Origin of the sequence: Stackebrandtia nassauensis DSM 44728, from assembly GCF_000024545.1 — a bacterium.
GTDB lineage: Bacteria > Actinomycetota > Actinomycetes > Mycobacteriales > Micromonosporaceae > Stackebrandtia > Stackebrandtia nassauensis.
The window spans coordinates 6,673,127-6,698,683 of sequence record NC_013947.1; the positions used below are offsets into that span (position 1 = coordinate 6,673,127).

Here is a 25,557-nt window from a genome sequence, read left to right on the forward strand (position 1 = left end):
TACGGTTCTACCCGAACACGCCTGCCCGTGTGGCTAACTCGCCGCATCCGCTCCGGCGCGGCCTTGAGTCCTCAAGAGACTCAGGATTGTCCGTGGGCGGCCCAGACCCGGTTCAGGCGGGACTGGTAGTAGCAGACACCGGTGCCGAAGAGCAGCACCTGGAGCAGTGTTCCCACTGCGCCCGAGCAGGTTCCGGCGCGGGCGAAGGCCATGGCCCGCGAGATCCGGCCGCCGGTGCGGACAAAGGAGACGATCGCCGAGATCGAAAGAGTGAACGGTGCGATGATCGTCACGTTGCACAGCGCGAGCCCCGGGCTCACCTCAATCTGTCCATTGTAATCGCGCACCTCACGGTTCACTTTGTAATACCAGACCATGCCGTAGACGCCGAGGGTGACGAGGGTCAGGAGCCAGACCGCGACCGGGCTGCGGGTCTTGCCCAGCTGGACACCGGTGGCGTGGGCGGCCGCCGCGACGATGTCGGGCTGACCGATCGCCGGGACCGCCGACGCCGGGGGCTCGGAGTAGGGCTGCGGGGACTGCTGGCCGTACGCCATGGGGACGGATCTCCTGGTGAATTGGTCGAGTGGCGGCACAACTCTCCCCAAGGTAGTGGCGTATGTCAATACTCCTGTCGGTCAGGCCGCAGTGGTACGACTACCGGACCCGACTCCGAGTCGATCACCCGCACCCTCGCGCGGTAATGCGTGGCCAGCAGCTCGGTGGTGAGGACCTCGGCGGCCGGGCCGAGCGCGGCCAGTCGTCCGGCGGCCAGCAGCAGCAGCCGGTCGGCGTACTCACCGGCGATCGACAGTTCGTGCATCGTCGACACGACCGTGAGCCCTTCCTCGGCGCGCAGGGTGTCGACCAGTTCCAGCACCTCCTGCTGGTGCCCGATGTCCAGTGCCGAGGTCGGTTCGTCGAGCAGCAGCAGCGCCTGGCGGGTCCCGGCCAGCTGGGCCAGCGCCCGCGCCAGGATGGCCCGCTGCCGTTCCCCGCCCGACAGCGTCGCCAGCGCCCGGGTGGTGAACGGCATCAGGTCGAGCCGTTCGCACACCCGCAGGGCGACGTCGACGTCGTGCTGGCTCTCGCGGCCGAGCGCGTGGATGTGCGGGGTGCGGCCCAACAGGACGTAGTCGAGGACCGTCATGCCCTCCGGCACCACCGGGGACTGGACCACCACCGCGATCCGGCGGGCGAGTTCCCGGCGCGGCAACGCGGCGAGGTCGTCGCCGTACAGCCGCACCCGGCCGTCGAAGGCCAGCAGTCCGGCCACGGCGTGCAGCAGCGTGGACTTCCCGGCGCCGTTGGGCCCGATGACGGTGAGCCATTCGCCGGGCTCGACGGTGAAGGACACCTCGTCGACGATGAGCGCCCCGCCTAGGCGCACCGTCACGTCCTCGGCCGACAGGGCGGTCACGACGGCCTCCCCGTGTGAGCTGGCTGGGCTGGGGGGTGGGCTCGCGAGTGTCATGGCCGCACCTCCGTGGAGGTGCGCATGACCAGCACGAAGAACGGGGCGCCGATGAACGCGGTGACCACGCCGATGGGCAGCTCGGCGGGGGCGACGACGGTGCGGGCGGCCAGGTCGGCCAGGACCAGGAACGCGCCGCCGAACACCAGCGACAGCGGCAGGATGCTGCGGTAGGAGCGGCCCGCCAGCAGCCGGACGATGTGGGGCACCACGACGCCGACGAAGCCGATCAGGCCGCTGACCGACACGGCGGCGGCCGTCCCCAGCGAGGCGGCCGTCAGCAGGATCAGCCGGGACCGGCGCGGGTGCAGGCCCAGCGCGGCGGCCTCGGTGTCGCCGAGGCTGAGGACGTCGAGTTCGCGGCGGCGCAGCAGCACCAGCAGTCCGGTGACCGCGACGTAGGGCAGCAGCATCGCCACGTCGGACCAGTTGACCGAGCCGAGCCGTCCCAACAGCCACGAGTACACGTTGTCCAGGGACTCGACGTTGCGCTGCTGCACGTAGGTCTGGGCGGCGGAGAGGAAGGCCGAGACCGCGACCCCGGCCAGGATCAGGGTTCCGGCGCCGCGTTTGGCCGAGCCCGCGCCCAGCAGGTAGGTGGCGGCCAGGGCCGCCATGGCGCCGACGAACGCGGCCAGCGGCAGCAGTCGCGGGCTCAGGTCCATCCCACCGGCTCGGGCCACTATGTACAGTGTCGCGCCGAGTCCGGCCCCGGCGGCGACGCCCAACAGCATCGGGTCGGCCAGCGGATTGCGGAACACGCCCTGGTAGCAGCCGCCCGCCAGCGCCAGCATCGCGCCGACCAACAGGCCCAGCACGACCCGCGGCAGCCGCAGGTTCCACACGATCGCGCCCTGCTGCTCACTCAGCCCGGACACGACCTCGACGCCGGGGATGTGGTCCACGAGCTCCAGCGCCACGCTGCCGGGCGGCAGCGACACCGGCCCCAGCGCCACCCCCGCGACGAGGGCCGCGACCAGCACGCCGCAGCCGATCAACATCCACAACGGACGCAGCCCGGCCGGTCGCGGCCCCTTCACGGAACCGCCCCGGCCGGGCGACGTACCGACTTTCGCCGAGGTCACCTACTTCGACTTGGCCACGGCGTCGGTGATATCACGCATCAGGTCCACGACGCGCGGGCCCCAGCGTGAGGAGACGTCGGCGTCCAGCGAGTAGACCTGCTTCTTCTTGACGGCCTCGAGGGAGTCCCAGCCCTGTCGGCCGGTGACGTCCTTGACGGTCTGGCCGCCGGTGGCGAACACGAAGTCCGGGTTCTCCGACAGGATGAACTCGCCGGTCAGCTTCGGGTAGCCGCCGGTCTCCTCGGCGCCCTCGACGCCGTCGGCGATGTTGACCAGGCCCGCCTTCTTCAGCAGCGAACCGGCGAAGGTGTCGGAGGTCAGGGTGTAGTGGTCGTCGTCGAGTTCGTAGTAGACGGTCGGCTTGTCCTCGCGGGAGGGCAGCTGTTCCACCATCGTGTCGATCTCGGACTCGATGTCGCCGGTGAGCTTCTTGGCGTCCTTGCGGTGGCCGGTCAGCGCGCCGAGGTCCTCGATCTGCTCGTAGCTGTCGTCGAGGCTGGCCGCCGCCGGGGCGTAGTAGGTCGGGATCTTGGCTTCCTTGAGCTTGTCCCGGATGCCCTCCTGGTCGTGCGACACGACGACGAGGTCGGGCTCGTAACCGGCGATCGACTCGACGTTCGGGTTGAACGCGTCCAGGTCGGTCTTGGGCGCGTCCTTGGGGTAGTTCGAGGTGGAGTCGACGGCCTCGACCTGGTCACCCGCGTCGATGGCGAACAGCATCTCGGTGGCGGTGGCCGACAGCGACACGATCTTGTCGGGTTTGGCGTCCAGCGTCACGCCGCCGGCGGCGTAGTCGCCGCCGCCGTCCTTCTCCTCGGACGGGGCGTCAGCGCAGGCTGTCAGTGCCAGGGTGGCAACCGCCGCGACGCCGAGCAGTTTCGGGCCTAGTCTCATGGTTCCTCCAGGTCGGTCGAGGGCCTTCGCCTGGCCGACGGGAGGTCCGTCGCGCGAGACGCTCAATCCTCGAAAAGCGCGGTTCGCGACCTCTCCACAGGCGACCTGGCTTGGCTCACCGTCGGAGCCTTCACAGTTGCGGGACAGCGCCGGATTCGCACCGGCTTCGCTGTGGAGCGGTCTTGGTCGGTCACGACAGTAGCGCGGACGGAGGGTGTGACCCACTCCGCCCGCGCTACCGCGGCAGAACATTCAGTTATCGGTTAGGGGTACTCGCCGGTGATCAGACCCATGGCGAGTTTCTCGGAGAACTGCCCGGCCGGGACGCCCTGGCCGTAGCCGCAGTCGCCGTCGGAGTCGCCGGGGACCTTGATCCAGATCCGCGCGTCCTGGGCGCCTTCACCGACGGTGGAGGTCTCGCCGAGGGTGGCGCCCTTCGGGTTGCACCAGGAGTCCTCGCCGTCCTGGGTCTTGCCGGAGCCGTTGCGGCTGGTGTCGACGACGTAGTGGGACTCGGTTCCCAGCGCGTCGAGGATCTGCTTGGCCTTCTCGTCCGACTGGTCGGTCTTGTAGTGGTTGGAGACGTTGACCGCGAAGCCGCGGATCTTCTCGACCCCGGCGTCCTTCAGCGCGTCCGCGATGGCGCCCGCGTCGCCGGGCCAGGAGTAGTTGCCCGCGTCCAGGTACACCTTGGCGTTGGGGGCGTTGGTCGCGAACTGGTCGACGCCGTAGGCCAGCAGTTCCTTGCGGGCTGCGACGTCCATGTCGCAGTTGCCCGCGACCATCTGGGACAGCGCGTCCGGTTCCAGGATCACGTAGGCGTCGGAGTCGCCGACGCCCTTGGCGAAGTCGGCGATCCAGGTCTTGTACTCCTCGACGGAGTCGGCGCCGCCGCCGGACTGGCCGCCGCAGTCACGCTGGTACATGTTGTACGCGACCAGGACCGGAGCGCCTCCGGCCTCGGCGGCGTTGGCCACGTACTCGGAGACCGGGATGTTCTCCCAGTCGCCGAACCACTTGGCCACGACGTTGTCGGCGATGGAGGTCTTGATCTTCTCGGCGTTGGGGTTGTCGCCGTTCTCCTTGACCCAGGTGGCGGCGTTGTTGTCGGGGTCGACGTAGAACTCGCCCGCCTTGGTGCCGGGGTCGCCGGTGTCCTCGGCCTGTGCCGAGAGGGTCAAGGTCACCGGTAGCGCCACGGCCGCGGCCGCCAGGCCCGCCAGGGCCACTGTCTTCAGTTTCATGGCTTCCGTTTTCGTTGAGGGATTGGAAACGGGTGGAGCGCCCCTCAGTCTGCCAGTGCCGACCTGTTGGGAGCGCTTCCATCCTGCCATTCTTACTGACCTGTTGGGAAGTTGTGAATCTATAGAACGCGCACAAAAGGGATTCTTAAGCTTCGCGGCACCGCCGGGCGCGGTCCCGCGACTACGAAGCGCACACCCGTCCGACTCTCCACCTACACTGCACGAGTGAGTAAATCCTTGACACACGTCGACGAGACCGGCGCGGCCCACATGGTCGACGTCGCCGCCAAGGACGTCACCGCGCGCATCGCGACCGCCGCCGCGCGACTGAACACCACCGCCGAGGTCATCGAGGCCCTGCGCGGCGACACACTGCCCAAGGGCGACGCCACCGCCGCCGCCCGGCTCGCCGGGATCATGGGCGCGAAGAAGACCCCCGACCTCATTCCACTGTGTCATCCGATCGCGCTGCACGGCGTCAAGGTTGAGCTGGAGTTCGGCGACACCTTCGTCGACATCACCACCCGCACCAAGACCGCCGACCGCACCGGCGTCGAGATGGAGGCGCTGACGGCCGCCGCGGTGGCCGGGCTGACGCTCATCGACATGGTGAAGGCACTCGACCCGGCCGCGAGCCTGACCGACGTGCGGGTGCTGAGCAAGGAAGGCGGCAAGACCGGCTCGTGGAGGCGGCCGTGAGGGCGCGCGTCATCGTCGCGTCCACGCGAGCCGCGTCCGGGGTGTATGAGGACACCTCCGGGCCACTGCTGCGACGCGCGCTCACCGAGGCGGCGAACGTCGACGAGGCCGTCGTCACCGTCGTCCCCGACGGCGACGAGGTGCGGCAGGCGATCGCCGCCGCGCTCGACGAGGGCGTCGACGTCATCATCACCTCCGGGGGCACCGGTCTGACCTCCAAGGACCGCACCCCCGAGATGACCCGCGAGTTCATCGACTACGAGGTTCCCGGTGTCGCCGAGGCGATCCGCGCCCGCGGGCTCGCGGCCGGCGTCGACTCGGCGATCCTGTCGCGCGGCATCGCCGGGGTCGCGGGCAGCACCTTCATCGTCAACCTGGCCGGTTCCCAGGGGGCCGCCAAGGACGGCATGGCCGTCCTGTCGAACGTGCTCGGGCACATCGTTGACCAAATTCACGACGGGGACCACTGAGGGAGACAACACATGGCCACATTGGATTGGGATTCCGCGCGTAACGAGGTCCACCTCGCCGCCAGCGAAGCCAAGCTCATTCCCCTGCGTCAGAAACCTTCCGAGACCGACGGCGCCACCCTGGCCGCGCCGCTCACAGCACTGACACCGCTTCCCGCCTTCGACACCTCCAGTGTGGACGGATACGCGGTGCGCGGTCCGGGCCCGTGGCGGCTGACCGGCCGGATCCTGGCCGGGCAGACCGCGAGTGAGATCGAGACCGGCTGCGCCATCGAGGTCGCCACCGGCGCGATGGTGCCGCGCGGCCTGGATGCCATCGTCCGGCTGGAGGACGCCACGGTGACCGGCGACAAGGTCACCGGCACCCCGCGCGACAAACCCGAATGGCGCCGCGTCGGCGAGGAGTCGGAGCTCGACGAGGAACTGCTGCCCGCCGGAACCCCGGTCACCCCGGCGGTGATCGGCATGGCGGCCACCGCCGGATACGACACCATCGAGGTACGCCCCAAGCCGCGGGCCGCGGTGCTGGTGTTCGGCGACGAACTGGCCAGCGAGGGCAAGCCCGGCAACGGCCGGGTCCGCGACGCGCTCGGCCCGATGATGCCCAACCTGCTGCGCCGGGCCGGTGCCGCGCCGGTGCCGGGTTTCTGCCCCCGGGGCCCGATCGAGGACAATCTGGACTCCCACATCGCGGTGCTGCGCGCCGCCCTGGACGACGCCGACATCGTGTGCACCACCGGCGGCACCATGCACGGTCCCGTCGACCACCTGCACCCGGCGCTGACCGCGTTGGGCGCCAAGTACGTCGTCAACACCGTCGCGGTCCGGCCCGGTTTCCCGATGCTGGTCGCCAGCCTGCCGGGTCAGCGCTTCGTCGCGGGCCTGCCGGGCAACCCGCAGTCGGCGGTGGTCGCGCTGGCTTCGCTGGTCGTCCCGCTCATCGCGGGCCTGTCGGGCCGGGTCCTGCCGCCACTGCCCCGGGTGCAGCTGGCCGCCGACATCCCCGGACGCGGCCCCGACACCCACCTGGCCCTGGTGCGCCAGGACGCCACCGGGCTGGCGCATCCGTTGCCGCACACCGGTTCCTCGATGCTGCGCGGCCTGGCCTCGGCGGTCGGCTTCGCGGTCGTCGAACCGGGCGAGTCCGGCAAGGCGGGACAGAGCGTCCGGCTGCTGCCGTTGCCGGGAGGCGCGGGGTGATCCACAGTGAAGTGACCGACGCCCCCATCTCGGTCACCGAACACGAGAAGTTGGTCTGTGGCCCGTCCTGTGGCGCGGTGGTGTCGTTCGCCGGAGTGGTGCGCGACCACGACCACGGTCGCGGCGTCGTGAAGCTCCACTATGAAGGGCATCCGGACGCGTCCCGCGTGCTGGCCGAGGTCGCGGCGGAGATCGCGGCCCTGGAAGGGATCGCGGCGGTGGCGGTGAGTCATCGCGTCGGCGACCTGGCCATCGGCGACGCCGCCCTGGTGGCGGCGGTCGCCGGTCCACATCGGGCGGAGGTCTTCGCGGCCTGCGCCCGACTCGTCGACGAGGTCAAGGCGCGGCTGCCGATCTGGAAGCACCAGCACTTCACCGACGGGACCGACGAATGGGTCAACTGTCCTTAAGGAACTCTTGGGCGTTCCCGGCCGGTACGGGGGCGGCGGGTCGGCGGCGACAACGTCGGACATCAAGTCCCCCAAGCGGTTCAGGAAACCCATGAACAGTTCCCGCTGCTCGGCCGAGTACTGCGCGATCAGGGCGTTGAACGACTCGCTCAGCAGCCCGAAGAACTCGCGGGCGGGTTCCTCGATGTGGCCGCTGCTGCGCAGGGTCACCGTGCGGCGGTCGGTGCTCTCCCGGCTGCGCGCGATGTAGCCGGTCTTCTCCAGCCGGTTCAGCAGGTTCGTGGTGGCGCCGGTCGTCAGCGACAGCCGACGGCTCAGCTGCGTGGGCGACAGCGGGGTGCCCTGGTCCTCGGCGATGAGGATCTCCACGAGCGCGACGGCGTCGGTGGAGTGCAGCCCCAGCCAGCTGGCGAACTGGTTGGTGTATTCGGCGTAGTGGGCGCCGAAGCCGCGCAGCACCTGCAGCAGCCGGACGGCGTCCTCGGAGAGGTCGCCGTAGTCCACGGGTTCCCGCATCGGTCGTTCACCTGCCTCGTGCTGTGGGTCGCGCGCCGGTCGCGCGTGTTGACAACCTACCGGTACCGGTGTTAGCTTCATAGTGAAATCATTTTTCTATGAAGCTACTTTACGGGAGTTCCCCTTGCGTGACGCACCCTTCCGCGCTGACATCGACCCGTTCGCCGCGACCGTCCACCGGCTCACCGAACCCGACCCGGTGCGTGCCGCCCTGCGCGCCGCCGGACCGCTGGTCCAGGTCGAGGCCCCGGCCGGCGGCCGGGTGTGGATCATCACCACCGACGAGCTGGCCCGCGCCGCCCTGGCCGACCCCCACTTCGCCAAGGACCCGGCCCACGCCCCCGACGGCTGGGACCGGTTCACCGCCGGGCTCGAACCCACCGCCGCCGAGCAACCGGCGCTGACCACGCTCGACGGCCCCGAGCACACCGCACTGCGCCGGGCCCACGCCCCGCTGCTGTCGGCCAAACGCATCGCCGCCCAGTCCGACCGGGTGCACGCGATCGCCAGGGAACTGCTCGCCGGGCTCGCCGAGACCACCTCCACCGTGGACCTGATGAGCGACTTCACGGTCCGCTACCCCATCACCGTGCTGCTCGACCTGCTCGGCGTACCGGCCGAGTTCGTCTCCCGGGCCGTCGGCGCCTGCCGCCGGATGATCTGCACCGACCCGGCCGTGCAGGGCGCGGCGATCGCCGAGATCGCCGAGATCGGGGCCGAGGGGCTGAGCGGAACCGGCCTGGCCGCCGAACTGCGCGAACGGCTCGGTGAGGACGCCAGCGACCGGGACCTGCGCTACCACCTGTTCGCGCTGATCTTCGCCGGGCAGCTGACCACCGACGCGTCGCTGGGTTTCCTGGTCGCCGACGCGCTGCGTGGTGATCGACCCGAGCCGGACGTCGACGCGCTCGTGCGCGACACGCTGCGCGAACACCCCGCCGCGCCGTTCTCGCTGTGGCGGTTCACCAACGCCGACACCGAGATCGCCGGTTTCCGGCTGCCCGCCCGGGCGCCGGTGCTCATCGACATCATGGGCATCAACACCGACCCGGACCGCGCCCCCGGTCCGGACCTCACCTTCGGCGGCGGGGCCCACTTCTGCGTCGGCGCCCAGCTGGCACAGCTGGAGCTGCGGGCCGTCGCCACGGTGCTGCGCACCGACTACCCCCAGGCCCGGCTGGCGGTGCCGTACGAGGAGCTGCGGCAGCTGTCGCCCGGCGGTATCCAGGGGATCCGGCTGGCGGCACTGCCGATACTGCTGCGGCCGTGAGACAGGCTACTTGCGCTGGTTGAATCGCAGCATGTTGCCCGCCGGGTCGCGGAAGGCGCAGTCGCGGACGCCGAACGGCTGGTCGACCGGTTCCTGCAACACGTCACCTCCGGCGGCGCGGATCCGCTCGAAGGTGGCGTCGACGTCGTCGGTCTCGAAGATGACGCCGCGCAGCAGCCCCTTGGCCAGCAGTTCGGCGGCGGCCTTCTTGTCGGCCTCCGACGCGTTCGGGTCCCCGATCGGCGGCTCCAGGACGATGGCGACGTCCGGCTGCGTGGGAGCCCCGACCGTCACCCAGCGCATGTTCTCGAAGCCGACGTCGTTGCGCACCTCCAGGCCCAGGACGTCGCGGTAGAAGGCGATCGCCTTGTCGTGGTCGTCGACGGCGATGAACGTGGTGGACAGTTCGATGTTCATGCGATTCACATTACGGCTGGCCAGGGGGCTTCGCTTCTCCATTCCTGACCGGACGGGTGTACACCTTGGCGACGCACGGTGGGATGGCGGCGGCGTCGGCGTGGTCGCGGGCGCGGTAGGCGCTGGGGCTCTCGCCGACGAGTTCGGTGAACCGGGAACTGAAGGACCCCAGCGAGGTACAGCCGACGGCGAAGCAGACCTCGGTGACCGACAGGTCGCCCTTGCGCAGCAGCGCCTTGGCGCGTTCGATGCGGCGGGTCATCAGGTAGCTGTAGGGCGTCTCGCCGTACGCGGCCCGGAAGCTGCGCGAGAAGTGACCCGGCGACATGAGCGCGACCCGGGCCAGCGCCGGGACGTCCAGCGGTTTGTCGTACTCGCGGTCCATCGTGTCGCGAGCGCGGCGCAGCCGGACCAGGTCTTCCAAGATCACGAACCAACCATCCCACATTCCGCGCCCGGCCGATACGCGATGATGAGGGCATGCCGACAGCCTCCGACAAACCCGTCCGCAGTGGCCGCCCGCCGCGGCTGTCGCGCGCGGAGATCATCGCCGCCGCGAAACGGATCGTGGAGCGGGACGGGGTGGAGAAGCTGACGATGCGGCTGCTGGCCCGGGAGGTCGGCAGCGCGCCGATGGCGCTGTACCACCACGTCCGGGACAAGCGGGAGTTGCTGTTGGCGCTGCTGGACGACCTCGCCGAACGGGTGCCGCGGCCGGAACTGCCCGACGACCCGGTCGAACGGATCATCGCCGCGACGGTGGCGATCCACGACGGCCTGCTGGAGTTCCCGTGGATGGTGCGGATCCTGGCCGAAGGGGATCTGTTGTCCCCCAAGGCGTTGTGGTTCCCCGAGGCGGTCATCGACGCGGGCATCCGGGCGGGACTGTCGGAAGGCGAGGCGGTTCACGCCTATCGGTCGGTGTGGTACTTCACGGTCGGCGAGCTGATCGTGCGCACGGCGGCGCGGGAGCGGGTCGGGGTGCCGACGTACCAGGCGGAGGTGTTCCAGGAGCTGGATCCGCGGCGGACTCCCCGGCTGGCGGCGATCTCGGACCGGTGGTTGTCCTGGCAGCTGGCCGACACCTTCCGGCCGGGGCTGCGGGCGATTGTGGACGGTTTGCTGAGGGCGGTTAGGGGTGGCGGGTGTTCGGACTAGAAGTCTGGCTCTTCCTGGGGACCAGTCGCTTCCTCGTACTCGGCTCGCGTATGTGAATGTTCGTCACTCCCCAGCACCATGCTTGCGAGCGCAAGCAATGTCGCGCCCGCGATGTTGTCACCACCATTTATGAGGACGTGATCGTGAAGTCGTCGATACGCCAACCCTGCCCCACGACCGTTCTCATCGTCCGTAGTCTCAACGAAGGTCTCCGGAAAAAGATCGCTTAGTTCACCAAGCGCGGATATCGCCATGTGATCGTCGGCGGTCAGCATTGCAATGCGGAGGCGACAATTGATGGCCTTGACTACTTCACCTTCATCTAGATAGATGTCATAAGCCCTTTGAAGGTAACTGACCGGATCATCTGTCGCGCTGGCCACGGGAGAGACGGCACCAAGTAGTACCAATACTTCGGCTTCTCCCATTCGGTTCCCGGCTTCGCGATAAATGTCGTAGACATGTTCAAAGCATGATTTGGCGTCGGAGATGGCCCCCCAGAAGTCCAGCTTATTTCCCAGTTTCATAGTGACTTCCGGATAGTCGGTGACACTTGTGAATACCGCCAAGAGAGCAGTATGCTCGGCGATAAACCAGGACCGGTCCTCATTCTCCCGATGTTCGTCAAGCCGCATTCCATAGTAGGCACAAAGGACGTTGAAACGATTCGTGAACTTGCCGGCGACAGATACCGCAAGGTACTGCGCGTGATCAAGGATCACGTCATGTGCCGTGTAAGCGAACTCCGCCAACCCCTCTGGCACGACTTCGCCTCGATGCGGGTCAGCGAGCCGACGCGCCACCAACGCGTCCAAAGCATCAACTGCTTCTTCGAGACTGACCTCGTGCCCCAAGGCCTGCTCTAGCATCACGGCAACGGTACCCACCGTCAAATATCGACCAGGGTGAGTGCCAAGCAGCTCGTAGATCTCCTGCTGTATCGGCGACAGGCAAAGATAGGCGTCATCAAGGATACTGAAGACCCGCGCTTTCGTGCGGGCATCGGGTAGCTCGGCCACCTCGATGTCCAATTCCGACAGAGTCTTGATCCCGGTCATCAGCTTCGCGGCCATCGCACCGATCAGCACCGGAACTCGATCGCACGCGTTGGCGATCCGCTTGACAGCTTCGACATCGCCGCACCGATCCGCTCCCGCGATCTCGGCGAACATGGCGACGGCGTCCGACAGCGGCAAGACGTCCAGGTCCAACATGCGAGCACCATCCACATGGAACCGATTCCGGCTGGTGATCAGCGTCAGGCTTCCCTCGCCCCGCGCGCGCAACGGTTCGATCTGCTCATCCTCGAAAACGTTGTCCCACAAAAAGATCATGCGACGTCCGTCAATCACCGCATGCCAACTCGCGAACTGCTCTTCACGGCTCATCCGGTCAACAACCGGCGCCGTCATGCCACACCCCAGCTTCAGAAGTCCAGGCAGGACATCCTCGGCCCGCAGCGCCCTATCCGTCTCCGGATACGACTGAAAATCAACGAACACCAACCCGTCTGGATACTCGTCGGCCACAGACTTGGCAAAAGCCGATACCAACGCGGTCTTGCCAACGCCTCCAAAACCCCCGACCGAGCACACCATGCCGACCATGCCGCTGGCACGCAGCGACTCCAGTTCGGCCAGCTGCTCAACTCGGCCTACAAAGTGGTCAGCCGAAGTAGAGATGCGTCCATAGTCGATCCGGCTTGGACCCAGGCCACCGCCAGCTACCCGCGCCGGTACGCCATCGCCACCAATCCACAGTCCCTCACTCAGCTCACCATAAAGCCGCCGCTCCTCAACAAGCTCCTCCAACTGCCGATGCGTGACCTCATACTGGTACCCGCTCCATATCCCCCGCAGCTCACCACCACCCGTCTCCGCGTTCTCCCGGACAGCCGCCACGATCTCGGCCGACAAGACTTCACACAGCTCATCGATCTCCGTCGACAGCTCCTCATGCGCTTCAGCGGGCTGTCCCCCATCCAACCCGTCGCCCCATTCATCCGAAAACTCCCCATTTACCGGCACAAAGACATCCCGCACCCAAGGCCCCACCGCCGTCCGCAGCTCCCCCAACCGCGTCCCGTCCACAAGCGGCAACTCCCGCGAGTCCCGTTCCATGAGGCACCGAACCAGATTCTCCGCCCCCACCTCATCCTCCCCGTGCAAGATCTCCGCCGCCCGCTTCACCGCCGCAGCCACGGCCTGCACCAACGCCCGCTGCACCTCCGTCCCCAGCACCGCCGTACGAAACTGCTGGCCGACCCTGTCGAGAGCCTTTCCAGCCCACCGCCCGCCGAAGAACGCTTCCACCATCCGTTTCCCTTTCCGCGCCTCTCAACGCTAACCGGTCAACGATGCGGTAGCGAACCAGCGCCTAACGGCTGACAACCCAATACACGAACGGTTCGACTCGTGACGATAGATCGGACAGACCTTGCCACCGGGGCTGAAAGTCCCCGCCGGACAGGGAGCTACGTCACTGGCAAGATCATCACTCTCAGTTGCCTGTCACGCTGGGACAATGCTGTGATCTTGAGGGTACTCGAATGATCGAAATGGATACGTAAGTTTACTGACTCCAAAATAGATCACAGGAATCTCTTAAGGCGCATCGGATAGTGTGACACTTCGACAGAGATCAACCTTTGAATACGGGTGTATTCGATTTCGTCCATGTAGGTTAGGGGCGCCACAGAGGACGACCTGCGAACAGGTCAACTGACGGTTTCTGGTGCCCATCTACCGACGGGGTTGATGGGAGGAGACACACAGACCATGCAACACGAGGCTGACAAGAATCCGGGGGAGGGCCCGCAGACTCCGCCGCCCAAGGTGGGGTGGTCGGTGATTCCGGAGCGCAAGAGTCAGGACGCCAGTCCCAAGGCGCCCATGACGACCCCGATGACAACCGAACCCAAGGACGGGCCGCACGCGCGCCCCACCGAGCCGGAGCGGGTGGGCCCACCACCACCCGCTCCCCGTAACACCCAGCCGACGACGCTGCCGTCGTCGTCCGAGCCCTCGCACGGCGGGATGGGCGTCGAGGCTCCCTATTCGATCCACGACGACTATCCGGGCAAGGAGAACCTGCAGTACCTGGCGTTGCCGGATGGTCTGCCCGACCACAGTGATCACCGCAGCCCACCGGTGACGGCGTTCAAGGACCCGTTGCCGCTGCTGCCGGTCGCCGAGCCGGAGCGGGAGCCGCTGGTACCCGCGCCGGACGGGCGGCGGCACCAGTTGTTCGACCAGTTCAAGCCCGAGAAGTACTACATCCAGCGGGAAGAGGAGTTCCAGACTCAGCTCCACAGTGACTACGGGAAGGTGACCTGGACCTGGGGTATCGAGGGGTCCCGTCCCGGGCCCACGATCCACGCCCGTTACGGCGAGCCGATCCTGATGCGCCGCTTCAACAACCTGCCGATGCTGGGCACCGGCAAGGTCGAGTTCGCGATGCCGTCCACCACCCGGCACACCCATAATGGACACAACGAGTCGGCCAGCGACGGCAACCCGGACGACTGGGCCGACACCGGTGACTTCTGGGACCACCACTTCGCCAACTTCCCCGCCACCGTCCTGGATCCCCGCTCCGGAAAGCGGGTCCCCGACGAGCGGGAGAAGATGACGACGCTGTGGTACCACGACCACCGGCGGGACTTCACCGGTCCCAACGTGTACGCCGGGCTGGTGGGTACCTACCTGTACTTCGACGACCAGGACTCCGGGGACGAGAACGACCCCAACCCGTACGCGTGGCGGCTGCCCAGCGGCGAGTTCGACCAGCCGCTGGTGTTGCAGGACCTGATGATCACCGAGGACTACCAGCTGATGTGGGAGCCCCGCGACACCATGGGGCTGCTGGGCGACCGGTTCAGCGTCAACGGGGTCATCCAGCCGCACCACCGGGTGAAGCGCCGCAAGTACCGGTTCCGGCTGGTCAACGCGTCGGTGTCCCGGTTCTACAACCTGAACCTGAACTTCGCGCGCAACGACACCGGACGTCCCGAGGACGACCGGTTCGTCCGGATGATCGCGATCACCGGCGACGGCAACCTGCAGCCGGAACCGCTGGAGACCGAGCAGATCATGCTGGGCCCGGCGCAGCGGGTCGACATCATCGTCGACTTCTCGAAGTTCGACGACGGCGACATCCTGTACCTGGAGAACCGGCTGGACCAGGACGAGGGACACGGGCCCTCGGGGCGGCAGATCACCGATCCGCAGGCGATCCGGGAGAAGCGCCTGATGCGGTTCGACGTCCGCGGCGGCAAGGTCAACGACCCCAGCCGGATCCCGGACTTCTTCCGGCCGTTCCCGGAGATCGACTCCTGCGAGATCGTCCGCAAGCGGCGCTGGCTGTTCGACTACACCGCCGGGCTGTTCGTCATCAACGGCAAGGCGATGGACTCCAACCGCATCGACGCGGGCATCGAGATCAACACCGCCGAGGAGTGGACGTTCTACAGCATCGGGAACATCTGGAGCCATCCCGTCCACAGTCACCTGAGTGAGTGGCTGGTTCAGGAGGTCAACGGCGTCCCGGTCGAGCCCGACATGGTGCAGATCGCCATGTTCGTCAACAGCGTCGACGACTTCCAGCGGGTGTTCAAGAAGAAGCAGAGCGAGGGCAAGGACTACAAACTCGGGACGAACGTCCTGAGGGGACCGTTCTGCGGCGGCTACCGCCGCGACATCGCGCTTTTGGCCCCGGCAACGTCCATCACCATGTACTCGCGGTGGCCCGACTTCCTCGGCCGCTACGTGTTGCACTGCCACAACCTGGTGCACGAGGACGCGGCGATGATGATCCGCTGGGACGTGCTGCCGCCCGGCAAGGGCTTCGACGGATCCAAGACGGTGCAGCAGGTGTACGGGGCGGCCAGCCTGCCGGTGCACAACGAGGCGGTCCCGGCCCATGTCAAGCACGTGGCGGCCACAGCGACCATCCGCGACAACGGCGAGGGGGTCGACGACGCGCAGTCCATTCCCCCCGAACCGGTCGACAAGTACCCCAAGGCGGGCGCGTCCGACGACGACGGCGGCGGCCACCACTGAGAGGTAAGGCGACATGAGCAAATACGACGAGCCGATGACGGCGCGCATACCGGTGGTCCGGGTGGAGGAGGAGCCTAAGACTCCGCTGCCACCGGCACCGGCACCGCTGCTGCCCGAGGTACCGATCCACAATCACCCGAAGCCGCAACGGCAGCTGGACCCGCCGAAGCAGCAGACCGTCGGGGACACCACCTTCATCGAGACCGGTGAGGGGTATTTCGAGGAGATCGACCCGTTCTCGTTCCCGCCCGGGACGAACCTGCTGCCGACCGTGTACACCAACGCCTTCGACAGCTTCGGCAACGAGATCCCCAACACCCTGCCTTCTTCGCCGTTGAACCCCAACAACCTGCACCAGGGGGCTCCGAAGAAGAAGGACATCAACATCACCTCGCCGACGAACGACCTGTCGCACATCTTCGACAGGCTCGCCAACCTGTTGTCGGGCAAGTCGGCCTCGGAGTTCTGGTCCCGGCACGGCGGCCGGGCACAGCCGGAGGAGGTGGGGCGCACCATTCCCGCCGAGGAGGCCGACCTGGACTCGATCCGGCAGCAGCTGTCGCGGGCCATCCACATCCTGGAGGGCAACCCGATCCCGGACCGGGAGTACAGCGGATTCCCACTGTTGCACTACAACGGGCCCGACAAGATCAAGAAGGTCGAGCCGATCCGGGACAAGCGCGGCAAGATCATCGGCGGCAACGTCAACATCCACCAGCTGTGGTACGACCACCACATCGAGTCGGACACCGCGTTCCTGGACCTGTCGCCTTTGGACGGACCGGACGGGAAGCCGCTGGACGTCACGTTCACGATCACGTACAAGCTGACCGTCCTGGACAAGGGCAAGGACGCGTTCTCGCCGTTCATGATGCTCAACGACCACCCGGATTTCCCGCCCGGCAAGGGTTTCGGGGAACCGGCGGTGCCGGGCGTCGCGTTCGACCAGAGCTTCGAGCCCATCGGCGAGGGGCAGCAGATCGACATCGTCATCAAGATGCCGCCGCCGAAGTACTACAAGTTCATCTACACCTGGGGCTGGCGGTTCCACCCGCCGCGCGTCCAGGCGCTGGAGAACGCGCGGACCCTGTTCCCCGAGACCGCCGAACCCGGCGGCCCGAAGCAGAAGACCCTGCCGCAGTACGAGGAGGAGGTCTTCGGCGGCGGCAAGAGCCGTTCCGAGGCCATCGCCATGCTCAGCGACCTGGCTCCGGAGAAGCGCATGTGGACGTTCTTCCGCAAGGCGCTGGTCTCGATCAACGCCGACAAGCCGGACACCAACAAGGCGCTGGTCGACGTGTGTCAGGCGCGGGCGGCGTTCTTCGACTGGAAGGACCGCACCACCCTGCCGGCCGGGGCCGAAGTGGACCCCGACACCGACATGACGCTGCTGTACGCCGGTAACACGATCTACGGCGAGCACCGGGACGGCAGCTTCGTCGACTTCGAGAAGTGGCGGACCCGGGGCACCAACTTCAAGGTGACCCTGCTCAACGCCGACTACTTCCAGCGCGCCTACGCCAGTCTCGACTTCGGCGGCGGGCGCGGCTGGGAGAACCAGTGGAAGCCGGGACTGCGGGAGGGCCAGCAGGGCCCGTACTTCAGCTTCGGACGCGCCTGGTGGTCCCAGAACACCGACGTGCGGCAGCCGATCATCCTGCCCGCCGCGACCAAGGACCGCAAGGGACGCAGCTTCCCGGTGAAGCGCAAGGTCCAGATCAAGTTCAACTTCGAGCCCTCGCGGCGACTGCGGCTCTACCAGTACGACCCGATGCACCACGACGTGGGCGTCTTCTCAGTGCATTAATCCCGACAACACAAAACGCCGCCGCCGGAAGAGATTCCGGCGGCGGCCGAAAGGCTGAAACGACATGGAATACGTTTCCTACAACCTGCGCGGCCACTTCCTCGAGATGTGCGACTGCTCGACCATCTGCCCCTGCTGGCTCGGCGAGGCCCCCGACAACGGCGCCTGCACCGGCGTGTTCGGCTGGGACATCACCGAAGGCGAGATCGCCAATGTGGACGTGACCGGCCGCAAGGTCATCAGCGCGTCCTACCACACCGGCAACCGCAGCGACGGCGGTCAGGACGTCTACCTCTTCGTCGACGAGGAGGCCGACGACGAGCAGTTCCAGGCCCTGGCCAACGCCTTCACCGGTCGGCTGGGCGGACCGCTGGGCGAGCTGGCCGTCCTGATGGGAACCCTCAAGGCCGCCGAGCGCTGCCCCATCAAGATCTCCGCCGAGGCCGACAAGCTGCGGCTCCAGGTGGACGGCCGGATCTCGGGCGACATCACCCCGCTGTTCGGCACCGACGGCCAGGTCACCGAACTGGCGCACTCGCCACTGTCCAAGGTGCTCGGTTCCCGGGCCGAGGTCGGCAAGAGCGGCGCGTTCCAGATGGACCTCGGCGAGGACAAGTTCACCATGGAGATGGACGGACTGGCCGCGATGCGGGGCCGGTTCGCCTATGACAACCAGGGAACCCTGATCGGAACCAAATGACGGCAACGGCGGAGAAGAGCGTTCGGGCTCCGAAATGGACCTGGCGGGACGTACCGCTGCCGCTGGGCATGTCGCTGGTGGCGACCGCGGGCCTCGTCCTGTGGCACTTCTCGCCGTGGACGCACTACATGCACCTGACGCTGCCGTCGGGCGGCCACGACCACCATGGCGGGGGTGCCGAGCCCGGCATGACCGCCATGGTGGGGCTGTTCACGGGGGCGTGGCTGCTGATGACCGTGGCGCACATGCTGCCCACGGCGATCCCGCTGCTGGCCTCGTTCCGGCGGGTGGCGGCCCGACGGCCGGAACGGACCCGGCTGACGGTGGTCGTGGTGGCCGGGTTCCTGACGGTGTGGGCGGCCGCGGGCGCCGCGATCTCGTTCGCGCACGTACATCTGCGCTACCTCGTCGAGATGAACTCGCTGCAGGCGGCGGCCCCGTGGTTCCTGGTGGCGACCCTGGTCGCCGCCGGGGCGTACCAGTTCTCGAACTACATCGCCAAGTGCGTGACGGCCTGCCGGTCGCCGTTCAGTTTCATCGGGAAGCACTGGAAGGGCGGCGACAGCGTCGCGGGCCAGTCGTTCCGGATCGGCCTGGACTACGGCCAGTCGTGCCTGGGCTGCTGTGCCGCACTGATGGTGGTCATGTTCATCGTGGGCTCGGCCAGTCACCTGTGGATGGTCGTGTTCGCCCTGTTCGGCGTGATCCAGAAGAGTGCCCGCTGGGGTGGGAGGCTGACCCGGCCGATGGGTGTCGGGTTCTTCGTCGCGGCGGGAGTCGTGGCGGCGCTTCAGTTCCTGTGACCGCGTGCCGGTCGCATACGGCTCGTATGCGTCGGCACGCGCACCGACTCGATAGCTTGACGGCGACGACGGGTTTCCCGTCGTCGCCGTCAACTCTCTCCGTTGGAGGAACCATGACCCTTCGCCGATCCCTGGTCGCCGCGGCACTCGCGCTGGCTGGGCTGCTGACGGTGAGCGCTCCCGCCATCGCCTCACTTTCGGACTCCGGAACCACGATGGCTGACAACTGCCACTGCCGAAAGTGCTGCTGACCGTCCTCAAGCGACTTCGTCGCGGTTGAGACGGTCCCGGATCTCATCGGCATCAGGCATGTCCATCTCTACAAACTGACGCAGGGCACATATCAAATGGAGCCGTGCCTGGTGCCGATGACCCAAAGCCTCGAGACTGTCGGCGATCCCGCGCTGCGCCAGCGCGTACAGGTGCGGCGCGACCCCGTCGGTCAGTGTCTCGGCCCGGTACAGGTGCTCGAGCGCCGAGGCGTGGTCGCCGAGCTTCGCGTGGGTCTCGGCCAGCTCCACCACCGCCGTCGCCAACAGCCAGACGTCACCGAACCCGGTGGCGACGGCGACGGCCTCACGGTGGGCGTCGAGGGCGTCTTGGGGGCGCCCCAGCGCGAGCAGCGTCTTGGCCTTGGTGCTCAACAACATCGACAGGTTGTCGGGCTCGATGTCGGGGCCGTAGTAGTCGCGGGCGGTGCTCAAACGCTCCAGGGTGTCGGCGGGGTTTCCGGCGTGGAGTTGCAGCTCGGCGCTGTTGTACGTGAAACGGGCCCGGGCCTGCTGGTCGCCGCGTCGGTTGGCCAGCTCGATCGCCCGGTCCAGGTCGCGCAGCGCGCCGGCGGCGTCGCCGAGGCGGAAAGCGCACTGCGCCAGGCGATTGCGGATCTCCATCTCGACGAAGTCGTCGCCGCCCGGCCGCGACGCCAGGGCTTCGGCCAGGGTCATGCTGGCGTCGGCGAACCGGCCCGCACCGATCTGGGCCATGGCGGTCTCGAAGGTCGCGGTGAGCGTTATGTCGGGCTGGCCGACGCGCTCGCCGATGCGGCGGGCGAGGGTGAGCTCGTCGATGGCCTGTTCGGACTGTCCACATTTCGCCAGGCAGGAACCCTGGGCGATGCGCAGCCAGGCTTCGGCGGCGGGGTCGCCGAGGCGTTTGGCGGTGTCGAGCAGTTTCGGGAAGCGGGCCGGGAAGTCGTTGTAGCGGGCTTGGCGCCATAGGTAGCTCAGTTGCAGGGTGGCCAGTTCGACGGATTGGGCGCCGACGTCGTGGTCGTGCCCCGATTCGATGAAGGCCAGGATGTTGGGGTTCTCATCGTCCATGATGGCCAGTGCCGTGGTGGCGTCGGGGATGGTTGGCGTTGGGGTTTCGGGGGCACGGACTCGGTAGTCGCGGCCGATGGACACGATCGGTTCGGCGGCATAGAGCTTGCCCGCGTAGTAGAGGTAGAGGTCGCCGAGGCGTTGGCGAGCGTGGGCTCGGGTTTCGGGGGTGTCCAGGGTGGCTTTGTGGGCGGCGAACTCGCGTACGAGGTCGTGGAAGCGGTAGCGGCCGGGGCGGAACTCGATGAGGAGGTTGACGTCGACGAGTTCGTCGAGTGTGGCCTGTGTGGACGACAGCGAGGGGTGGCGTGACGGCGAAGCCTCGCTTGGGTCGTCAGCCGGTTCCGCGCACAACGCGGCGGCGGTGTACACGTCGAAGTCGTGGCCGGGATGCAAGCCCAGGCGCCGGAAAGCGTTGCGAGCCAAGTCATCGAGCTCGGCGTAGGACATCTCGAACGCGGCCGTGACGCTGCGGTCGCCGGCGCACAGCCCGGCCAGTCCGGCTTGCTGGAGCCGGTCGCGCAGATCGGCAAGCGTCCAGTCGGGGCGGTGTCGCAGCCGCGCGGCGGCGATCCGGATCGCCAGCGGCAGCATGCCGCAGACAGCCACGATCTCGGCGGCTACGGCTTCGTCTGCCGCAGCGAACCGGCCGGGCTCCACGGCGGGGACGGATTTTTGCCCCGCACCGCCCCGACTGGGCCCCAGCGCGGCGGCCAGCAGCGCTATCGCCTCCGCGCGGCCCAACAGCTCCAGCTGGATCGACCGGGCCTGGTCCAGACCGGCCAGGCTGCGACGGCTGGTGACGATCGCCAGGCTCGCATCGCCGCCGGGCAACAGCGGCCCCACCTGCTGCTCCCCACTGGCGTTGTCCAGCACGATCAGCACACTGCGATCGCTCAGGATCGATCGATACAGCCCCGCCCGCTCGTCCAGGTTCTCCGGGATCTGCCGGGGATCGACGCCCAAGCTGTGCAACAGCCGCTCCAGTGCCACCGCCGGGTCGGTCGCGGGCGCGTCAGCGTCGAAGCCATGCAGGTCGATGAACAACTGCCCGTCCGGGAACTCGTCCGCCAACCGCCGGGCCGCGTGCACCGCCAACGCGGTCTTCCCGATGCCCGCCATGCCTTCCACGGACGAGACCACCAGCGCTCCCGAGCGTCGCTGGGTCACCGCCGAGCACAGTGCCTCAACCTCGCTGTCGCGCCCGGTGAACCCGGGAACGTCGGCGGGCAGCTGAGCCGGAACCAGCCGCGGCAGTCCGGTGCCTCGCTCCCGCGCCGCTTCGCCGTCCCGCGACACCCGAGGCTCGTCACCGGACACCATCCGCTCGTACAGCGCCGCCAGTCGCGGCGAAGGGTCCACGCCCAGCTCGTCGACCAACCGCACCCGGGTATCGCGGTACAACGCCAGCGCCTCGTCCGGCCGTCCCCCGCGATACGACGCCAGCATCAGCAGCTCGATCGGCTGCTCGGCGAGCGGATCGGCGGTCACCTCCGTCCGCAGCCCCGCGATCGCCTCGTCATACCGCCCCAGCTCGACCAGAACCCGCAGATACCTGCGACGCGTCTCGGCGCGCGCCTCGCACAGCTCCATCGCCAACGCCGCGAGCGGACGGTCGACGGTGGCCGTCTCGAAGGGTTCGCCCCGCCACTGCGCGAGCGCCTCGGCGAACGCCCGCGCCGCTTCGGCATGGTCCCCGGCGGCGAACGCCGCTTCGCCCCGTCCGTTCAGGTCGCGGAACCGCCGCAGATCGCTCTCCCCGCCGCCGATGCGCAGCCGCACCCGGCCCTCGCCGAGTTCCAGCCGCGAACCAGCGTCGTCGGCCAGCGCCCGACGGAGCTTGGCGAGGTAGGTACGCAGGTTGGCGGCGGCGGAATCCGGCGCCTCGTCCCAGACCGTCGTCAGCAGCCGCGAGCGCGACATCCAGTCCTCGGCGTGGCAGACCAGCGCGGCCAGAACGGCCTTCTGACGGCCGCCGCCGATCGGCACGGCCACGCCGTCGCGGCGCACCTCAACCGGGCCAAGGACTCGAAACTCCACAACACGGCCGCCTTCCCCTTTTGGCCGCGACAACCGTATCGCGCGGCGGGATAATGGACCGATGGCCAGACTGCACGACATCGTCTTCGACTGTGGACACGCGGCATCACTGGCGCGGTTCTGGGCCGCCGCCGTGGACGGCTACGCCGTCGCCCCCTACGACGACGAGGAGCTGGCCCGGCTGCGCTCGTTCGGGATCACCGACACCGAGGACGATCCGACCGTGCTCGTCGAGTCGGCCGCCGGCGGGCCGCGACTGTGGTTCCAGCGCGTCCCGGAGACCAAGGTGGTCAAGAACCGGGTGCACGTCGATCTGCGGACCGATGACCTGGAGACCGAGATCGCGCGGCTGACCGCGCTGGGCGCGTCGGTGTCGGAACGCTTCGGCGACAACGTCGTCCTGCTCGACCCCGAGGGCAACGAGTTCTGTCTCGCCGTGAACTGACGCACCACGCGTCTGGTGCCCCGGCCCCGTCTCTGCCATTCTGGGGCCATGTGGCTCAAACCGGTGGTGTTGCGGGACGCGGACCTCACGAAACGGTTGTCCGCCGAGACGACGGTGGCCTGGTGCCGGGAGGCGATCCTGGCCGCGCACCGGGGCGAGCTGTTGGCGCCGCCGCGCGCCCACGCCGATCTGGGTGACGGCCGGTTCGCGTTCACGGCCGGACGCCTGGTCGGTCGCTGGTACGGATACCGCTCCTACGACACGCTTCCCACCGAGACCGGCGAGCAGACCGTGGTCGTCCACTCCGAACAGTCGGGGCGGGTGGAGGGCGTGGCGGTCGGCAAGGAGATCGGTCCGATGCGCACCGGCGCGATCGGCGGGGTCGCGGCCGACGCGCTGGCCGCGCCGGAAGCGTCCACGATGGGCATCGTCGGTTGTGGTCCGCAGGCGTGGATGCAGCTGTGGGCGATCAACGCGGTGCGGACGTTGAGCGGGGTCTCCGTGTTCTGCCGCGATCCCGAGACCCGGCGACGGTTCGCCGCCAACGCTTCCGAGCGTTACGGGCTGGAGGTCCGGGCGGCGGACTCGGCCGAGGCGGCGGTGTCGGGCGCGCAGATCGTCGTGCTGGCCACCAGCAGCGGCACCCCGGTGGTGGACACCGGCGCCATCGACGGCTCCGCCTACGTGTCCACGTTGGGGCCCAAGCAGATCGGCCGCGCCGAGTTCGACGATTCGCTGGCCCGGCGGGCCGGGCTGATCGTCACCGACTCGCTGCCGCAGCTGCGCGCATACGACCCGCCGTTCGTGCTGCGCGACACCGAGCACGAGAAGCGCATCGTGTCGCTGGGCTCGGTGCTGGCGGGCGACACGCAACCCCGGCCCGGGACGCTGTTCTGCTCGGTGGGCCTGGCCGGGACCGAGGCGTATCTCGTCGCGCGGCTGCTGGGGCTGTGAACCGCGAGGCCGTCCCGAACCGTTGCCGCGCCACTAAAACCGTGTTGCGACGGAACCGCAGCCGTTGGCCGGGACGGCACTGGGCCGCCAGCGGGATGTCCTCGTCGACGACGACCCCGATGACGGGGTAGCCCCCGGTCACCGGGTGGTCGGCGAGGAACAGTACCGGCTGACCGTCCGGCGGCACCTGGATCGCGCCGCACACCAACGGTTCCGAGGGCAGTTCCCGGTCGGTGGCGCGACGCAGCGGCGGGCCGGACAGCCGCAGCGCGACCCGGTTGCTGTCGATCGTCATCTCGTACTCGGACCCGAACAGGTCGGCCAGCGCCTCGGCGGTGAACCAGTCGTCGCGGGGCCCCGGGGTCACCCGCAGCACCGGGTGCTCGTCGGGCAGCGGCTGTGGCGCGTGGTCGACGGCCGTCACCGCACCAGCGCCGCGACCGAGCGGCAGCCGGTCGCCGCTGCGCAGCGGTTCCGGCCCGAGGCCGGAGAGCAGGTCCGTGGAACGGGATCCGGCGACCTCCGGCACCGCGACACCGCCCGACACGGCCACGTAGGTGCGCAGCCGCCGCACCGCGGGACCGATGTGGAGCGTCTGTCCCGCGAGGACGTGCAGCGGCGAGTTCATGTCCACGCCGCGATCGTCGAGCCGCAGCGGACAGCTGGCGCCGGTGACCGCGACGGTGCGGGCGCCGCTGAACCGCACCACCAGGCCGCCGAGGGTGGCCTCCAGTCCGGCGGCGGACTCCGGGTTGCCGACCAGCCGGTTGGCCAGCCGCAGGCTGGGCCGGTCGGCGGCGCCGGAGTGCCCGATGCCCTGGGACTGGCGTCCGGGCCGTCCCAGGTCCTGAACCGTCGTGAGTGGACCGGCCGCCACGATCTCGATCATTCGCCCACCTCGACGAACCGCACCCGGTCGCCCGGGCTGAGCGCCGCCGGTGGCTCCCGATCGAGGTCCCACATGGACAGACAGGTGTGGCCGATGATGTGCCAGCCGCCGGGGGAATCGCGCGGGTACACCGCCGTGTAGCCGCCCCCCAACGCCACCGCCCCCGACGGCACCCGGGTGCGGGGCGTGTCGCGGCGCGGCAGCCGCAGCGTCTCGGGCAGGCCGGTGATGTACAGGAAGCCGGGCGCGAAACCGCCGAAGGCGGCCAGGTACTCGCCGCCGGTGTGCGATTTGACCACTTCGGACGCGGACAGGCCGGTCAGTACCGACACCTCCTCCAGGTCCTCGCCGTCGTAGCGGACCGGGATCTCCACCAGCCGGTCGTCCGCCCGCGCGGGACTCTCCGGTGGCACGTCCTCGACGGCTCTGGCGACCTTCTCCCGATCGGTCAACAGCGGATCGAAGTGGACCAGCAGGGTCCGCGACGCCGGAACCAGCTCGCCGACGCCGACCGGCGGATGGCGCCGCAACGCGTGGTACCGGCCCAGGACCTCGTCGAGACCGTCCAGTTCGACCAGTAGCGCGTGTTCACCGCACCGCAGGAATCTCATGACCCACCTCAGAAATCAGCTGTTCCAGTAAACCCGCGAAAGCGCGGTGGGCGGTACCGGGCGCAAGCATCGTTTCGGCTGTCCGACCC

At 68.3% G+C, this 25,557-nt stretch carries 24 protein-coding genes, 2 pseudogenes and 1 riboswitch; of the genes and pseudogenes, 14 read left to right on the forward strand and 12 right to left on the reverse strand.

What is annotated here, in order from left to right; genetic code table 11:
• Nucleotides 1-80 precede the first annotated feature (80 nt).
• The 5 genes from SNAS_RS31300 to SNAS_RS31320 all read right to left on the reverse strand — a co-directional run bounded on the left by SNAS_RS31300 (nt 81) and on the right by SNAS_RS31320 (nt 4,697).
• Nucleotides 81-557: a DUF4234 domain-containing protein gene (locus tag SNAS_RS31300; RefSeq protein ID WP_013021515.1), complete on the reverse strand. Its 477-nt coding sequence runs from the start codon at nt 555-557 to the stop codon at nt 81-83.
• Between the two features lie 65 nt (nt 558-622).
• Nucleotides 623-1,474 carry an ABC transporter ATP-binding protein gene (locus tag SNAS_RS31305; protein WP_013021516.1) on the reverse strand — a complete coding sequence of 284 codons (852 nt, stop codon included), beginning with the start codon at nt 1,472-1,474 and terminating at the stop codon, nt 623-625.
• A complete protein-coding gene (locus tag SNAS_RS31310; protein WP_013021517.1) occupies nt 1,471-2,475 on the reverse strand; it encodes a FecCD family ABC transporter permease in 1,005 nt (334 codons plus the stop codon). Before SNAS_RS31310 ends, SNAS_RS31305 begins: the two co-directional genes overlap by 4 nt.
• 84 nt (nt 2,476-2,559) lie before the next feature.
• Nucleotides 2,560-3,453 carry an ABC transporter substrate-binding protein gene (locus tag SNAS_RS31315; RefSeq protein ID WP_013021518.1) on the reverse strand — a complete coding sequence of 298 codons (894 nt, stop codon included), beginning with the start codon at nt 3,451-3,453 and terminating at the stop codon, nt 2,560-2,562.
• Between the two features lie 78 nt (nt 3,454-3,531).
• A riboswitch (cobalamin riboswitch) is annotated at nt 3,532-3,681 on the reverse strand.
• A 35-nt stretch (nt 3,682-3,716) separates the two neighbouring features.
• Nucleotides 3,717-4,697 (reverse strand): glycoside hydrolase family 6 protein, encoded by a 981-nt coding sequence (locus tag SNAS_RS31320; RefSeq protein ID WP_013021519.1) that lies wholly within the window; start codon nt 4,695-4,697, stop codon nt 3,717-3,719.
• A 270-nt stretch (nt 4,698-4,967) separates the two neighbouring features.
• Between SNAS_RS31320 and moaC the strand changes: the two genes are divergently transcribed.
• The 5 genes from moaC to SNAS_RS36440 all read left to right on the forward strand — a co-directional run bounded on the left by moaC (nt 4,968) and on the right by SNAS_RS36440 (nt 7,726).
• The gene (gene moaC, locus SNAS_RS31325; RefSeq protein WP_052305341.1) at nt 4,968-5,396 is read left to right on the forward strand and encodes a cyclic pyranopterin monophosphate synthase MoaC; all 429 of its coding nucleotides are present in this window, start codon (nt 4,968-4,970) and stop codon (nt 5,394-5,396) included.
• Nucleotides 5,393-5,866: a MogA/MoaB family molybdenum cofactor biosynthesis protein gene (locus SNAS_RS31330; RefSeq protein ID WP_013021521.1), complete on the forward strand. Its 474-nt coding sequence runs from the start codon at nt 5,393-5,395 to the stop codon at nt 5,864-5,866. Before moaC ends, SNAS_RS31330 begins: the two co-directional genes overlap by 4 nt.
• A gap of 12 nt (nt 5,867-5,878) precedes the next feature.
• A complete protein-coding gene (locus tag SNAS_RS31335) occupies nt 5,879-7,066 on the forward strand; it encodes a molybdopterin molybdotransferase MoeA (RefSeq protein WP_013021522.1) in 1,188 nt (395 codons plus the stop codon).
• The gene (locus SNAS_RS34825; RefSeq protein WP_013021523.1) at nt 7,063-7,476 is read left to right on the forward strand and encodes a molybdenum cofactor biosynthesis protein MoaE; all 414 of its coding nucleotides are present in this window, start codon (nt 7,063-7,065) and stop codon (nt 7,474-7,476) included. The genes SNAS_RS31335 and SNAS_RS34825 overlap by 4 nt, the downstream gene beginning before the upstream one ends.
• 91 nt (nt 7,477-7,567) lie before the next feature.
• A complete protein-coding gene (locus SNAS_RS36440) occupies nt 7,568-7,726 on the forward strand; it encodes a hypothetical protein (RefSeq protein ID WP_211207284.1) in 159 nt (52 codons plus the stop codon).
• 17 nt (nt 7,727-7,743) lie between these two features.
• Here SNAS_RS36440 and SNAS_RS37900 read toward each other — a convergent pair.
• A pseudogene (locus SNAS_RS37900) lies at nt 7,744-8,073 on the reverse strand (hypothetical protein); the annotation flags it as partial.
• A 43-nt stretch (nt 8,074-8,116) separates the two neighbouring features.
• Here SNAS_RS37900 and SNAS_RS31345 point away from each other — a divergent pair.
• Nucleotides 8,117-9,262 (forward strand): cytochrome P450 family protein, encoded by a 1,146-nt coding sequence (locus tag SNAS_RS31345; protein WP_013021524.1) that lies wholly within the window; start codon nt 8,117-8,119, stop codon nt 9,260-9,262.
• Nucleotides 9,263-9,268: 6 nt separating this feature from the next.
• On the opposite strand, the gene SNAS_RS31350 is transcribed toward SNAS_RS31345, so the two are convergent.
• Together SNAS_RS31350 and SNAS_RS31355 are read right to left on the reverse strand one after the other, a co-directional pair.
• Nucleotides 9,269-9,679: a VOC family protein gene (locus SNAS_RS31350; protein WP_013021525.1), complete on the reverse strand. Its 411-nt coding sequence runs from the start codon at nt 9,677-9,679 to the stop codon at nt 9,269-9,271.
• A 10-nt stretch (nt 9,680-9,689) separates the two neighbouring features.
• The gene (locus SNAS_RS31355; protein WP_041625304.1) at nt 9,690-10,109 is read right to left on the reverse strand and encodes a helix-turn-helix transcriptional regulator; all 420 of its coding nucleotides are present in this window, start codon (nt 10,107-10,109) and stop codon (nt 9,690-9,692) included.
• A 50-nt stretch (nt 10,110-10,159) separates the two neighbouring features.
• Between SNAS_RS31355 and SNAS_RS31360 the strand changes: the two genes are divergently transcribed.
• A complete protein-coding gene (locus SNAS_RS31360; protein ID WP_013021527.1) occupies nt 10,160-10,837 on the forward strand; it encodes a TetR/AcrR family transcriptional regulator in 678 nt (225 codons plus the stop codon).
• Here SNAS_RS31360 and SNAS_RS31365 read toward each other — a convergent pair.
• A complete protein-coding gene (locus tag SNAS_RS31365) occupies nt 10,834-13,152 on the reverse strand; it encodes an ATP-binding protein (protein ID WP_013021528.1) in 2,319 nt (772 codons plus the stop codon). The genes SNAS_RS31360 and SNAS_RS31365 overlap by 4 nt on opposite strands.
• 462 nt (nt 13,153-13,614) lie before the next feature.
• On the opposite strand from SNAS_RS31365, the gene SNAS_RS33550 reads away from it, so the two are divergent.
• From SNAS_RS33550 to SNAS_RS36065, 5 genes are all read left to right on the forward strand, one after another.
• Nucleotides 13,615-15,897 carry a multicopper oxidase family protein gene (locus SNAS_RS33550; RefSeq protein WP_013021529.1) on the forward strand — a complete coding sequence of 761 codons (2,283 nt, stop codon included), beginning with the start codon at nt 13,615-13,617 and terminating at the stop codon, nt 15,895-15,897.
• A gap of 13 nt (nt 15,898-15,910) precedes the next feature.
• Nucleotides 15,911-17,704, forward strand: a complete 1,794-nt coding sequence (locus tag SNAS_RS31375) for a hypothetical protein (RefSeq protein ID WP_013021530.1) — start codon at nt 15,911-15,913, stop codon at nt 17,702-17,704.
• Nucleotides 17,705-17,768: 64 nt separating this feature from the next.
• Nucleotides 17,769-18,404: a DUF1326 domain-containing protein gene (locus SNAS_RS31380; protein ID WP_013021531.1), complete on the forward strand. Its 636-nt coding sequence runs from the start codon at nt 17,769-17,771 to the stop codon at nt 18,402-18,404.
• Nucleotides 18,401-19,207, forward strand: a complete 807-nt coding sequence (locus SNAS_RS31385; protein WP_013021532.1) for a DUF2182 domain-containing protein — start codon at nt 18,401-18,403, stop codon at nt 19,205-19,207. Before SNAS_RS31380 ends, SNAS_RS31385 begins: the two co-directional genes overlap by 4 nt.
• Before the next feature lie 113 nt (nt 19,208-19,320).
• Nucleotides 19,321-19,458, forward strand: coding sequence for a hypothetical protein (locus SNAS_RS36065; RefSeq protein ID WP_013021533.1), 138 nt, complete (start codon nt 19,321-19,323; stop codon nt 19,456-19,458).
• A gap of 6 nt (nt 19,459-19,464) precedes the next feature.
• On the opposite strand, the gene SNAS_RS31390 is transcribed toward SNAS_RS36065, so the two are convergent.
• Entirely contained in the window at nt 19,465-22,569 is a 3,105-nt protein-coding gene (locus SNAS_RS31390; protein WP_013021534.1) for an AfsR/SARP family transcriptional regulator, read from the reverse strand.
• A 61-nt stretch (nt 22,570-22,630) separates the two neighbouring features.
• Here SNAS_RS31390 and SNAS_RS31395 point away from each other — a divergent pair, with 61 nt between their 5' ends.
• Complete coding sequence (locus SNAS_RS31395; protein WP_013021535.1) at nt 22,631-23,014, forward strand: VOC family protein; 384 nt, start codon at nt 22,631-22,633, stop codon at nt 23,012-23,014.
• Between the two features lie 48 nt (nt 23,015-23,062).
• Nucleotides 23,063-23,968: an ornithine cyclodeaminase family protein gene (locus SNAS_RS37070; protein WP_013021536.1), complete on the forward strand. Its 906-nt coding sequence runs from the start codon at nt 23,063-23,065 to the stop codon at nt 23,966-23,968.
• Nucleotides 23,969-24,020: 52 nt separating this feature from the next.
• Here the strand turns inward: SNAS_RS37070 and SNAS_RS34635 are convergent.
• Nucleotides 24,021-24,857 (reverse strand): annotated as a pseudogene (locus tag SNAS_RS34635) (5-oxoprolinase subunit C family protein); the annotation flags it as partial.
• Nucleotides 24,854-25,468 carry a 5-oxoprolinase subunit B family protein gene (locus SNAS_RS31405; RefSeq protein ID WP_013021537.1) on the reverse strand — a complete coding sequence of 205 codons (615 nt, stop codon included), beginning with the start codon at nt 25,466-25,468 and terminating at the stop codon, nt 24,854-24,856. The pseudogene SNAS_RS34635 and the gene SNAS_RS31405, both read right to left, overlap by 4 nt.
• Between the last annotated feature and the right edge of the window lie 89 nt (nt 25,469-25,557).